The organism is Sphingobacterium sp. HSC-15S19 (genome assembly GCF_050433745.1).
GTDB classification, from domain to species: Bacteria; Bacteroidota; Bacteroidia; order Sphingobacteriales; family Sphingobacteriaceae; genus Sphingobacterium; species Sphingobacterium siyangense.
Genome location: NZ_JBNPWQ010000017.1, coordinates 115,547 through 128,803, shown reverse-complemented (window position 1 = coordinate 128,803; position 13,257 = coordinate 115,547). Strand labels below are relative to the sequence as shown.

Sequence of the window (13,257 nt, the reverse complement as noted above, 5' to 3'; positions counted from 1 at the left end):
AGTTAATGCCAGCCTTACGGCTGACCAAACTCGAAGAGGAAAATCGCAAAACCCAATGCGCAAGGGGACTGTATTATAGTTAATTTATAGAGGAATGGTACCTGAAAATATATGGCCGTCCTGAAGGACTCCACCGCATTGCTGTCTCCAGCTATCCGGGCTAAGTTCTGTCAAGTTTTTTTTTCCCACAAGTATTCTCCCGTCATTTGCAGAATAGTATTATAACAGGCGCTTTATAATGCTGGCTTTATCGCTCGTACCGACGATAGCCGTGGTTTTATTTCATGTGACAGTGAAATTGATATCTTTCAGAATTGTCCTATTAGAACTTCCACACTATTTAAAAACACATTATTTATATGTTTTTTACTGACAAAACTAATATACAGAGAAAATAAATATATTAAAATATTTTTTAATTAATTCTACCTCTCATTTCCTCATTTGCGCTAGACTTATTTAACACCTGCTTTGTTTTTGTATTCCCAAACTGATATTTGAGGCTCAGAGAAGCCGATCTAGTATAATAATTAAACCTATATCTATTATAAGACAAGGTATTTAAGTAAGAGGTTGTTTGAACATTACTTGTATTTAAAAAATCGCTCAGGTAAATAGATACCGATAAATTCCCAAACGACTTTCTAGCTCCAAGATCAAAAAGGGTAAGATTTCTGAAATTTTCTTGCGAAATAGTTTTTGAATTGCTGACAAACTTCAGTGTAGAATAAACAAACATGTACTTTCAGCAATCATAATTCAGATTCAGGATGGAGTTGAAATTAAAATTGCGTATATCATTATTGTTACCCGCCACCTTTGCCTCATAATCGTAAAGGTTAAAGGTAGCAGAGAGTACGATATCGAGTTTCTTTTTAAAGGCACTGTTTCTGGTAGAGGCCGTAGCATACCACCTTTCATAGGAACCATAATTGATATAGGTGCTTCTCTGGAGGATTTTATCTTCCTCCGGTATCTGCACTATAAATTTGGCAAAAGCATCAGTAGCTTTGTTATACCCCAGGGAAAAAATATGTCTTGCTTTATTCGAGTACATCAGTTCAACATTATTACGCAGGGAAGGAAGCAGGAACGGATCATTTTCGGTGTAATAGTTTTCATTCTGATAGATCCTTCCGGGAAACAGCATTTCCATAGAGGGCCTTTGTATCTTCCTTGAAGCTGCACCAGAAAGCACATTATTTTTATTTATGGTATAAACCGCCGAAACAGATGGGAAGAGCTTTAAATAAGTTGTTTCCAGCGTCTCGAAACTCAATTTTTCCCGTGTACGGTACTGGGTATTCTCAGCTCTAATGCCTAGATTCATATTGAACCGCTTTCCAATATTTGTATTCAACGTACCATAAGCGGCGAGATAAGTTTCTTTGTAATCGTATGCTAAATTCACAGAACCTTGTCCGCTCCCGTATATCTCATAAAAGGGATTGCTGTTAAGCTTAGAATAGCTGTGCATGCCTCCCAGAGAAAGGCGGCTTTGCTTGCCGAACTTATGGATATAATCCAACTTCTCCGAAATATTAAAGAAGTCCTGGGGTATACGGTTATTCGATACTTGTGGCTCCATGCCAACGCCTACAGTACTGATGCGGTCCTTGTTCTTTTTCTCAAATTGATTATAGTCGATATTGAATACTAAAATCCGATTCCCCGAATTGTCGAACTTGTGCTGAATAAAGACATTCCCAAAATTATAAAAGTATTTGTCATCAGATCTGATCTCGTTTTCCGTATTCCTATCCGAAGAGGAAAAGATCGTCCTGGAATTACTGTTCGCATCCCCGTTAACAGTTGAAACGAATCCATTAAAGCTTAGAAGCGTTCGTTTTGAAAGATCATAATCTGTGCCGATGCCGCCGCCTATGACCATATATTTCCGGTGATATTCGATTGTACTGGTTGATTGATCAGGAGCATTGCCAATCTCATATTCAGTATCCCTCCTATTATAACTTCGATTGAGAAAAGGCGAAATTCGCAGCGCGAAATTCCGTCTGCGATAGTTTAATGCTCCATTAAAAACAGTTGTATTGTCAGGTCCTTGCTCGGTACTTAGATTGGCCATACCGAAAAGCCCTTCGAAAGACATGCGCTTCAGATTGATATTAATGATTCCGCCTAATGTATTGGCACTATACTCACTTCCAGGATTGGTAATGATCTCGATACTCTCCAAATTTTCTGCCGGGTTGGATCTGAGTTCAGCGAGGATCATTTCTTTTGGCAGGTCTGTTTTCCTGTTATTAATATAAATTGTGGTTCCTTCTTTTCCTATAATGCTAAAGGATTCGTCCTTTTGGTTAAAATCTATTAAGGGGGCATTTTTGACCGCATCGAGCGCAGAGCTTCCTTTAATAAATCGTCTACTAGGGGTAAATACAAATCTATCAGCCAGGTGCTCAACTCTATGCTGATCTTTGTCAATATTGACAGTATCGATCGAGGTATAGTTATCAACTTTTAAAATATGCAGGCCCTTATCCTGCACAGTGAGTGTATCGGAGACATTGCCCATGTAAGAAGCCGCTATAAATTTATAGGAAGGCAACATGCCAAACGCAAAGCTGCCAGTAGAGTCTGAGTTTATGATTTTCAGCTTCTCTTTTGAAACAGAAAAGATAGTAACGGTCGAATAAGGCAGCCTGTTGTTCGCATGATCGACAGTCTGTCCTTTGATTACCTGACTGAAAGCTTGATTGTTACTAAAAAAAAATAGTGATGGTATTGATACTAAAATTATGGCACTGAAATTCATTTGCTCTTTCGCTATATCTCTCTAAATGGTTAGTGATGCTATTAATTAAAACAAAAAAGTAAGCACCCTCTAAGTAAGGAATAATCCTTATGATTATCAAGTAAAATTAAAAATTACTTTAATAGAAAGTAATCCTAAAGATCTATTCAAGAGATACCTAAACTGATTAATAGCCCATATTCTGTTTGGAAGTACTTGGTTCAGCCATCATACTTAATTTTCGGGAAAGAGTTGGGTACAGCATAAACACCGGATATCAGCGCATAAACCCATGATACCCCCATCTTGCAGCCTTATAGTAGGGTTCATCGTTCAGTATGGCATTACTCCTGACAATATAACGGGTATAATGTTCATGGAAGCCTGATGGGATAATCGACAATAGTAAATTCAAAATAAGCAAGGAGCTACTCTATTGTACTTTTCAAGACATCCCAGTCTGAATAATTTTTTTCTTTATACGGAAACACGAAAACATTATATCAACCTGAAAATCACACAATTGTCTTAAACCTCTATTTACCACAGTCAAATCCCTAACATTTAAAATGCCTAATACCCATAAATGCTTACCGGTACAAAATTACAGGTCCCATTCGGTGACCAACCTGATGAAGGTGGCGAAAATAAGCCATGATGGCGCTTATAGGAAATTAATCCTGATCCCAGCGGGATCACAAAGAAAAGCTATTAGGATTCGAAAGAAAGGTTGGCCGGGTTTACTCTAAATTTGGAAATGGTAATCGGTAATCAATCGCCATCATTTTTCCATTGATTTCCACTGCTTGCTTTTCCTCCATTGATAGATAGTATCTTTTGAACTCCTCGAAATCTTTTTTGTCAATATAAACGCTATACATTGTATTTTCATCGTCACCTCGTTTAACTGTTGTAGTAGAATTTAAATCAGGAAACCCGGAAAGCCAAGGTCGCTTATTAGGCGCATATGCATAATCCCAAAATATTACTTCAATTTTGTTTGGCAACCATTCTTTTGCAGACTTACTCTTATATTTTTTGATGTTGTCGTAAACAGCCAAGAATTGTTTAGGTGTCGCTTTTCTGTCTTCGCCTTTTGTTCCAATATTGCCATATACACGAATCATTTTAATTGAGTCAATGTTCAAAATTAACTCATTTGATGGCTGATCCGTCCAAGAGCTCACTTCAATGTATTCGGGTAATTTGTACATGCTGTCTGCAATGTTTAATGACTTAATTACATATTCTAATTCGGATTTTCCCAATGTTACTTCATAGATTTTCAACTGCTTATTTTCAATTTTCTTATAAATGATTTGTCCATTTTCATAAAGTGCAAATGAAGGAATGTCAGAACCCATAACCATTGCCCAAGGGTTTGTCTCTGTGAGCACAATCAATGGCTTCCCATAGGTACTGTCAAATTGTTGTCCCTGAACAACAATTGAAAAAAAGATGAGTATTAAAAAAAGTGTGCTTTGTTTCATTCTTTTTGCAATTAACGTTAAATTAGCATTGTCTTAAGGATTATCTCCTAATTGTTTTTGTCCTTATCAATTTATGAATAGTTTCGGGGGAAATAACCGGTAATACCCGAATATAAGTAATTCAATTTCTAAATCTATTCCCCCGATTAAAAATCACTATTTTCATTGATTTTTTAACAGATCTAATTTGATAGTTTTGTTATGCACATTAAATAGCACAACGGATGAAAAATTTTGTTTTACTACTTTTAACCTTCTTAAGTATACCTACTCATGCCCAAGATAAATTAGCTTCAACGGATTTGGTGTATCCTGATTTAATTCCGACACTCATGCAGAACAGCTTATTTGGCTACTGTGACAAATCACTAAACGTTAAAATAAAGGCACTTTTTGAAAAAGCAGAACTATTCGAAGCTGATTACAATTTCCAACTTTTCCATGTAAATAATCCCGAGATCATTAAATATGGAACAGAAGACTATGCTTGGGTACTATTCAATGGCGAACGCTACCGTATCGATAAAAAGGGAACACGAGTATATAAATACAATGCCGCCGATTTTAAAACAGGTGAAACAACAATTTATCTGTACAAAAATTCAACTGTTTATTATAGCGACAGCATAGATCAAAACACACTCTTTCAACATATCAAAGACAACCAGAGCGGAAAACAAATATTTCCGGAAGAGCAATCCATTCAGGAATTTCGCATAAAAAATAAGGCGTTGATTGAGGAAGGAGTTAAATTGATTTTCCGCCCCAAAAGAAAAGAAATACCTTACGTAGATTTTACCAGTGAGCACACTTTGTTGAAGGGAATAAAAAATAGTGAGACCAATCAAATCATTGTAAAAGCAAAGTATGCAAATATTGAGGAGCTTTATAATAATCCATTACGTGAACAGCAGTATCCGCTGTTTATTGGCTATCGCGGTGACCTCGACAAGGAAATATATGTCGGTCTGAATGGAACCGAGTACTCCATCAAAGACTAGTGTAAAAATCTTTAGTTTCCAAGTTACAATCTGGTAAAGTACAATTGAAGCGATCATTTCACTAACTTTGTTAAATAGATAGATCGGTCATTTACAAAACAGTTACCTATTGATGATAGAAAAACTCCTCTTCGAAATGAATACTTATGCTGCGCTTAGCCCAGCTACGACAGAAATTTTGAAAACTATCTTTCAGGTGAAGCAGTTCAAAAAAAATGAACATATTCTACGTGCTGGAGAATATGCTAAGTACTATTATTTTATATGCAAAGGATTATTAGGTTATTATAAATCAAACGCTGATGGCAATATTATCTACAAAATGTTTTTTGAAGAAAATAGCTTTTGTGCTTCCACCGCCGCCATCATTGAAGAAACACCGAGCACCTTCAACATCATTGCGCTCGAAGATGTGGAGTTAATTCAATATTCAGCCAAGGCTTTCCGTGAGCTTGTCCGCACAAAGCATGATTTGGCGCTCTTTCAGATAGCCTACCTGGAAAAGAATTGGGTGGTCAAAAAAGAACCACTTGAAATCGAGCTCAAGTGGGAATCTGCAAAGGAACGTTATCTTGAACTTCATAAGAATCAGGTGCTTTTCAAACGCCTCAAGCAGCGTCATATCGCCTCCTATCTTGGTGTAACTCCCACGCAATTAAGTCGCATCCGTAAGGAATTAAAAGAATAATTCCATCAACATGTGTATACGTTTTTAAAGATTATACTGTTGAATTTTGCCTTATAGAGACAAAATTTTAAGCTATGAAAACAGTATGCACACTCCTATTTTCTGCCCTTAGCCTACCACTGGCTGCACAAAAAGTCGTTAAGACAAAAATCCATAGTGCCAAAATGGACAAAAACATTGAAACCATTATAATTACGCCCGACATGCAAGACGGGATCAATTATAAAACAGTTTATATTCTCCATGGTTATAGCGGCACCCCCACCCGTACCGTACAAGAAAACATTCCGGACTTAATCCAAAAAGCAAAAACATTTCAGACGATCTATGTACTACCAGATGGAAATTTCAATTCTTGGTACGTAGATAGTCCTATCGATCCACATGCACAATACACCACTTTTATAGGAAATGAACTAGTAAGTTACATCGATCATCACTACCCGACGCAACAAAACCGAAATGCGCGCGGAATACTGGGCTGGAGCATGGGTGGCTACGGAGCATTGCACATCGGCATAGCCTATCCACAAACATTTTCGATCGTCGGAAGTTCATGCGGTGCTCTTGATTTCGACCGCTTCGGACAAGCTTACCTGCAATATCAGGTAGACAAGGTATTGGGCGACTATAAAAATCTGAACGATGTAGACCGCATCTACAGCAACGAAGATAAAATGAAGCACAATAAACAACGCTATATCCTCGATTGTGGAACTGAAGACCTGCAAATGCTGGAAATGAACCGTACATTCCACAAGCATCTGACCGACAAAAATATCGAGCATCTTTACATCGAATCAAAAGGAGGACACGATACTGCTTATTGGAGCAAATCACTATCACAACAGTTGGCTTTATTTCAAAACTACTTTCAACATGAAGGACTATAAATCGACACTCTATGTTGCTGCAGGCGCATGTAGTTATGGACTGCTCGCAACAATTGTGAAATATGCAAACCATTTAGGGATACACACAAGTTTGTTGACCTTTCTGCAGTTTATGTTTGGTTTTCTCTTTTTGTTGTCCTTTAATCTGTTGTCAAAGCGTAATGCAGACGAACATAACACCATCAAATTTTCATCAAAAATTAAACTGATGGTCTGGGGCATTTCCCTTGGTCTAACAACAACACTTTACTATCTTTCCATCCAATATATCCCCGTATCCGCTGGAATTATTTTACTGATGCAATCCATTTGGATAAGTTTGGTTGCAGAAGCAGTCCTGTTGAAAAAGTTTCCGTCAAAAGGCAAGATAACAGGAGTTACTATTGTTTTGCTCGGAACGACCTTAGCAACCAATCTCTTCCAAAACAATAATAATCTTGATTACAAAGGAATAATACTGGGTTTCGGAGCGGGAATAAGTTATGCGTTGGCAATTTATGCTTCAAGCACAGTGGAAAAAGACTTACCGAGTCCAGTACGTAGCCAATTCTTGGTCTTAGGCGGACTGCTGCTCATCGTAGCATTTTGGAACATTGATATTATTCGGTATATGCAACCTAATGCATTGCCCTGGGGATTATTGATTGCCATTTTTGGAACTATTCTTCCCCCCTTACTATTTACAAAAGGAATCCCAAAAACCGGAATAGCGATGGGAAATATTATTTCAAGTCTGGAGATCCCTGTTTCAACCTTATCTGCCATGTTGGTTCTACAGGAAGTTGTTTCAGGGTTCCAATGGTTTGGCATACTCCTGATTTTAATGGCTGTCATTATAATTAATGTTGGTAAGCCGTAGTAGTCAACCAATGATTAAATCTATTATATTGCCATAAGATCAGTCCCCATACTGGAACTATAGTTGCAGCCATGTGGAGCATTTCAAATATATTGGATGCTCCGCCTGCTTGGATCAGAAAGAACGAAAACAATAGGCTAATAGCGGCGGGCAATAAAACAAAGGATAGTGCCCGTGCAAGCCTACTGGTTCTGAATTGCTTATTTAGATTTAGAAAAATAGATATCGTACCAATCGCAATACAGAGTGCCACGAATGAAAGCAACAATTCTGTAAAAAAGGGCATGTAGCAACGTGCTCTTTTTGCAGCCTCATTATTTGCCTGAAGTATGGCTGTAAGGACAAAGGTCGTCAATACACTAAACCCTATAATTCGCAGGAAAATAAAACTTAGCTTCCTTTTCATCAGCACACTATTTTAAAATAAATAAAACCGCGAATAGGCCTGAACTTCTCGCTCCCTCCTATTTTCCTTTAATACATTTCGACCAGTTCCTGCGGAGAGCAGCAATCCCAAAACTGATTTCAACGCCGACCTTTTACAAGTTACAGCTGATAAATCCCTTTAACCATCAAGCTTTAAGTAAAAACAATAATCTTCTTTAAAGATGCGAATTAATCCGTTAAGATAAATGCCAAAGCAATATTGGACGTGGTATTGACGATATTGGTCGGTTGGAGCTTAATATTTGTCGACGTGCTGCACCTAATTATTTTTTTACTTTTTTTACTAAGGTTTATCCTCCCTGTTACGTATCTATCTAAAATTATATACCATGAGATTGACTGATGATATCAAACAACTAATCATAAAGTATATCGGCGACAACTTAACGTCCGATGAAAAGACCGATTTAAAGTTATGGTTGGATGAATCAGCAGAACATCGTGTTTTTTTTGAAGACCTCCTGGATAACCATGATTTGATAAACGACTTGAATCAATGGAGCGAGCTTCAGGCTTCAGATACAATGGATTGGAACGAAAGGTTAAAAGCAAAGACCCTAGAAACTATTCGGACCTCTGCCGTTAAACCATCTCCTATCAGAAATATAAAACACCTGCTTCCCTACGCAGCAGCTTTAATAAGCATAATCTTAGGAGGTTTGATGTATTTCATGGTTAGAAAACAAGTTGCACCGGTCAGTAATCGAATCGTCTTAAATGACGTAGAAGCACAGAGCAACCAGGCAGAAATACGGCTTTCGAACGGCAAAGTGCTCCAGGTATCGAGTCAGAAAGGAGCCTTGGTTTCAGGAGAAAATTTAACCTACGAAGACGGTACTATCCTTCAAAACGCCTCTTTAAAAGGAGATCTGATGGCCACGGTCAACACCCCTGCTGGCACGATGCTGCAACTCCAACTGGAAGATGGATCGGAGATTACGCTCAATGCAAAAACAACACTTAAATACCCGCTTCGTTTTGCAAAAAACAAACGTGTTGTTGAAGTGGACGGTGAAGCCTATTTTAAAATTGCAAAAAATAAAAAGGTACCCTTCCATGTTCTTTCCAACGGGCAACAAATTGAAGTCACGGGCACTGAATTCAACGTAAATACCTATTCAAAATCCCAAAGTAGTACAACGCTTATAGAGGGGAGTATCAATCTATCGGCGCAAGGGCAAACGTTACAGCTCAAGCCCAATCAGCAAGCGCTCTTAGCTTCGGGTCAACTATCTAAAAAAGTGGTCGATCCCGCTAATTACATCGCATGGCTCGACAATAAATTCTATTTTAATGAAACGGACCTCCATACTGCTCTACAACTGATCGGCCAATGGTATGACCTGCAAATCATCTACACGCAACCGATAAAAGAAACACTTTTATATGGCGAAATTAAACGCACGAAAAGTCTCGCGGCAGTCCTAAAGATCCTGGAGCGTAGCCATATTAAATTTGACTTGATCCAAGAAAATGGAGTTCGTAAACTCTTTGTTTCAAACTAACCAATTATCCATGAAATAACCCAAAAACAACAATTATGAGAAAACCAACCTAACGAGACCAAACGAGATACTAAAAAAGCCGACCAATGCTACGAACATTAATCGGCCATAATAGCGATCTCCATTTTTGACCGATTTACCCAATCAGTTTAATAATAGATTATATCCCTAATTCAACAAATTTATGAATTTTAATTTTCTTGTTCATAGAAATCGAATTGCTGTGAACATACCCAAGCAATGGAAGACCAAAATGAAGCTTAGTGCCTTTTTTACCCTTGCATGTGTTGTTAAGCTGTCTGCAGCTAGCTACGCACAATCAATTACTATTAACGCCAAAAAAATGTCTTTGGTGCAGGTATTACGTACCATCCAAAAACAGAGTGGCGTCCCCTTTCTGTTGAATGGTAAAGAACTTGCCGACATTAAAATTGAGGCGCAGGTTCGTAATATGCCTTTAGAAAAAGCCATACAGCTTCTCTTAAAAGACCAACCTGTCGATTGGAGTTTTCAGGACAATATGCTTGTCGTAACGAAGTTAAAAACAAATTATCCGACTTATGAGCTTCCAAATAACTACACGTTAGTACAACAAACCCGCACATTCAAAGGAAATGTTCACGATAGCAAAGGAACAATGCTTCAGGGCGCGACGATTATAATAAAAGGTTCGACAAGGGCAACCACGACAGATGAAAGTGGTAACTTTCAGATCGAAGCAAATAATAATGCCGTACTCGTGATTAAAATGATCGGCTACCAAACCAAAGAAATCCCATTATCCAACCAGCTTTACCTGAATATTGAACTTAGCCAACAGGTCGATGCTTTGGAAGAAGTCGTCGTCGTAGGCTACGGTACGACAAAAAAGAAAGAATTAATCGGTTCGGTTTCCCAAGTTGATGGGAAACAACTAGCCAAACGCTCCGTTCCCCAGCTTGCGCAAGCCCTCACAGGTCAAATGCCCGGTGTGACCGTCATACAGCGATCTGGTCAGCCTGGTGCAGCAAACAATACCATACAGATCCGTGGTGTGGGTTCGTTCGGTGCAAGTACCGACGCGCTTATTTTAGTCGACGGTATACCCACCAATTCCTTCAATGATATCGATCCAAATGATGTTGCATCTATCTCGGTACTGAAAGACGCTTCCTCCGCTGCGATATATGGAGCTAGAGCCGCCAACGGTGTTATTCTGGTTACAACAAAAACCGGGGCAACAGGTGGAAAATTAACGGTCAATTACAATGGCTATTACGGTATCCAGAAACCAACAGCGTTCCCCGAATTTGTAAACTCTTGGGAGTACGCTTCCTTGCTCAATGAAACCACAAGTGGCGGCGGAGGCTACACCGCAGAGGAGATCCAAAAATTTAAAGATGGCTCGGATCCCGATAACTACCCAAATAGGAATTACTTGACCAGTTCATTCAAGTCCCAAGCGGCGCAAACAGGCCACAACTTAAATATATCCAATACCACAGATAAAATACAATACACCTTATCTGCGGGCTTTCTCAATCAAAAAGGTATTGTCATCAAAAACAATTTTGACAAATACAATGTCCGCCTCAATCTCATATCAAACCTCAATGACAAGCTCAAATTAACGACGCGGGTAGCAGCAATTCAGACCGAAACAGACGAACCCGCAGCACCGGCAACGCTTGACTTCTCCAGCATGACGGATATCATTTCTCAGGTGATTCGCTATCCCGCCATATACCCGATCCGCCTGAGCAACGGCGACTGGGGCGCAGGGAATAACCTGAAGGGGACACCTGTATCTTTCCTGGAGAGCGAATCTTTCTACAAAGAAAAAGTATCCAATATCTCCGGAAACGCAAGACTCGACTGGAAACCGATTTCAGATCTGACCTTGTCCGCTATTGGGGGCTATACGCAGACGAATGGCCGCACAAAACTTTTTAGAGCATCACAACGGATCAACAATTCCATTACGCTCGGACCTTCTAGCCTCAATCAAACTGCTCCTTATGAAACGTATAAAACGTTTCAGGCCTTAGCAGACTATAATAAAACGATCGGGGAACATTCCCTGAAAATATTGGGCGGTTATTCTTTCGAGAAAGGCTACAGCGAAGGTTTAAGCGCTTACCGCCAGAATTTTCCCAGCAATGATCTTACCGAGTTAAATGTAGGTTCACCAGATGGACAACAAAATACTGGTACAGCTACTGAGTGGGCATTGGAATCGTTATTTGCACGCATACAATATAACTATGCCAAGAAATACCTGGTCGAAGGTGTTGTTCGATACGATGGATCTTCCCGTTTTCCAACCGATAAAAAGTATGCCACTTTTCCTTCAATTGCAGTAGGTTGGCTACTGAGTGAAGAATCGTTTATAAAGGACCACTATAGCTGGATAGACGAATTGAAAATCAAAGGATCTTATGGAGTTCTCGGTAACCAAAATATTGTCAATAATGTCCAACAGCGCGTTGTCTCTAACTACCCATACCAGGATGTTTTAAATCCTGGTTACAATTACCCCTTTGGAAACACTATTTCTCCAGGGGTCGCCCGAACAACAATTGTTGACCCTATGCTACGCTGGGAATCGACCCGAACGGCAGATGCGGGCGTAGAAGTGGCTTTATTTAAAAATTTACTGACCTTCAGCAGTACCTATTATAACCGATATACTTACGATATTTTGGTGAGCCCAGGTTCTAGTGTTTCCAAAATTTTGGGTTTTGAAGTAGGTGTACAAAATTCTGGAAAACTTCGAAATACAGGATGGGAATTTACACTAGGGCATCAAAAAAAATTAAATGATTTTTCTTACAACGTAAATCTGAACTTCTCTACGGTCAAAAATAGGGTCGTCGATTTGGGTGTCGGCAATATCAATCAACCGAATGGCTTAGTGGGAAATGGTTCAACCCTATTTATCGGTTACCCGATTCAAGCCTACTACGGCTACCAGGCCGATGGCTTGTTTATTGATGCAGCCGATATTGCAAGCTATACCAATCAAACCAGCATCAACCCCAAACCGCAACCAGGCGATATCCGCTACAAGGACATCAGTGGCCCCGACGGTGTACCTGATGGAAAAGTAGACGCTACGTACGACCGAACTGTAATTGGATCACGCATCCCCAAATACACCTACGGGATGAATATCGGAATGAACTACAAAGGGTTTGACTTAGGAATACTTCTTCAAGGTGTAAGCGGTGTCAAAGGCTTATTGGACAATTATGCTGGATTTGCGTTGACACAAAACGGCAATATCCAACGCTGGCAAGCTGATGGCAGATGGACTGCAGCCAATCCCGATCGAAATGCCATATACCCAAGAATTGAACAATTGCCGAATACTGGCACACCAAATACCCTGCTATCGGACTACTGGTTACTGGACGCAAGCTATCTGCGGCTCAAGAACATCCAATTGGGTTATACCATTCCTAAGCACATCCTTAACAAATGGAAATTGTCGGGTCTAAGGGTTTACGCAAATGCCGAAAACCTATTCACGAAAAGCAACTATAGAAAAGGATGGGATCCCGAAATCAATTCAAGCGGAGCCTACTACCCTATTATGCGCAATTTTACATTTGGGGTTAACCTTAGTTTTTAACCAATC

At 39.4% G+C, this 13,257-nt stretch carries 8 protein-coding genes and 1 pseudogene; 6 read left to right on the top strand and 3 right to left on the bottom strand.

Translation table 11 applies throughout. From position 1 onward, the window contains the following. Nucleotides 1–415 precede the first annotated feature (415 nt). Both L1283_RS15515 and L1283_RS15510 read right to left on the bottom strand, forming a co-directional pair. A pseudogene (locus L1283_RS15515) lies at nt 416–2,086 on the bottom strand (outer membrane beta-barrel family protein). Nucleotides 2,087–3,495: 1,409 nt separating this feature from the next. Further along, entirely contained in the window at nt 3,496–4,245 is a 750-nt protein-coding gene (locus L1283_RS15510) for a hypothetical protein (protein WP_088161088.1), read from the bottom strand. 224 nt (nt 4,246–4,469) lie between these two features. Here L1283_RS15510 and L1283_RS15505 point away from each other — a divergent pair, with 224 nt between their 5' ends. The 4 genes from L1283_RS15505 (at nt 4,470) to L1283_RS15490 (ending at nt 7,686) form a co-directional block, all read left to right on the top strand. Continuing rightward, nucleotides 4,470–5,246 carry a hypothetical protein gene (locus tag L1283_RS15505; protein WP_088161087.1) on the top strand — a complete coding sequence of 259 codons (777 nt, stop codon included), beginning with the start codon at nt 4,470–4,472 and terminating at the stop codon, nt 5,244–5,246. Nucleotides 5,247–5,358: 112 nt separating this feature from the next. Continuing rightward, complete coding sequence (locus L1283_RS15500) at nt 5,359–5,934, top strand: Crp/Fnr family transcriptional regulator (protein ID WP_167512257.1); 576 nt, start codon at nt 5,359–5,361, stop codon at nt 5,932–5,934. Nucleotides 5,935–6,008: 74 nt separating this feature from the next. Further along, nucleotides 6,009–6,827: an alpha/beta hydrolase gene (locus tag L1283_RS15495; RefSeq protein WP_286849977.1), complete on the top strand. Its 819-nt coding sequence runs from the start codon at nt 6,009–6,011 to the stop codon at nt 6,825–6,827. Then, entirely contained in the window at nt 6,814–7,686 is an 873-nt protein-coding gene (locus tag L1283_RS15490) for an EamA family transporter (protein WP_088161085.1), read from the top strand. The genes L1283_RS15495 and L1283_RS15490 overlap by 14 nt, the downstream gene beginning before the upstream one ends. Here the strand turns inward: L1283_RS15490 and L1283_RS15485 are convergent. Beyond that, complete coding sequence (locus tag L1283_RS15485) at nt 7,667–8,092, bottom strand: hypothetical protein (RefSeq protein WP_088161084.1); 426 nt, start codon at nt 8,090–8,092, stop codon at nt 7,667–7,669. The genes L1283_RS15490 and L1283_RS15485 overlap by 20 nt on opposite strands. 370 nt (nt 8,093–8,462) lie before the next feature. Here L1283_RS15485 and L1283_RS15480 point away from each other — a divergent pair, with 370 nt between their 5' ends. Next, nucleotides 8,463–9,638, top strand: coding sequence for a FecR family protein (locus L1283_RS15480; RefSeq protein ID WP_088161083.1), 1,176 nt, complete (start codon nt 8,463–8,465; stop codon nt 9,636–9,638). Nucleotides 9,639–9,822: 184 nt separating this feature from the next. Further along, nucleotides 9,823–13,251, top strand: a complete 3,429-nt coding sequence (locus L1283_RS15475) for a SusC/RagA family TonB-linked outer membrane protein (protein ID WP_145327449.1) — start codon at nt 9,823–9,825, stop codon at nt 13,249–13,251. The last annotated feature ends 6 nt before the right edge of the window (nt 13,252–13,257 follow it).

What these genes read in the sequence shown, in the direction of transcription:
- L1283_RS15485 (WP_088161084.1), bottom strand. Translation starts at nt 8,092, where the DNA reads ATGAAAAGGAAGCTAAGTTTTATTTTCCTGCGAATTATAGGGTTTAGT.
- L1283_RS15490 (WP_088161085.1), top strand. Translation starts at nt 6,814, where the DNA reads ATGAAGGACTATAAATCGACACTCTATGTTGCTGCAGGCGCATGTAGT.
- L1283_RS15475 (WP_145327449.1), top strand. Translation starts at nt 9,823, where the DNA reads ATGAATTTTAATTTTCTTGTTCATAGAAATCGAATTGCTGTGAACATA.
- L1283_RS15510 (WP_088161088.1), bottom strand. Translation starts at nt 4,245, where the DNA reads ATGAAACAAAGCACACTTTTTTTAATACTCATCTTTTTTTCAATTGTT.
- L1283_RS15495 (WP_286849977.1), top strand. Translation starts at nt 6,009, where the DNA reads ATGAAAACAGTATGCACACTCCTATTTTCTGCCCTTAGCCTACCACTG.
- L1283_RS15500 (WP_167512257.1), top strand. Translation starts at nt 5,359, where the DNA reads ATGATAGAAAAACTCCTCTTCGAAATGAATACTTATGCTGCGCTTAGC.
- L1283_RS15505 (WP_088161087.1), top strand. Translation starts at nt 4,470, where the DNA reads ATGAAAAATTTTGTTTTACTACTTTTAACCTTCTTAAGTATACCTACT.
- L1283_RS15480 (WP_088161083.1), top strand. Translation starts at nt 8,463, where the DNA reads ATGAGATTGACTGATGATATCAAACAACTAATCATAAAGTATATCGGC.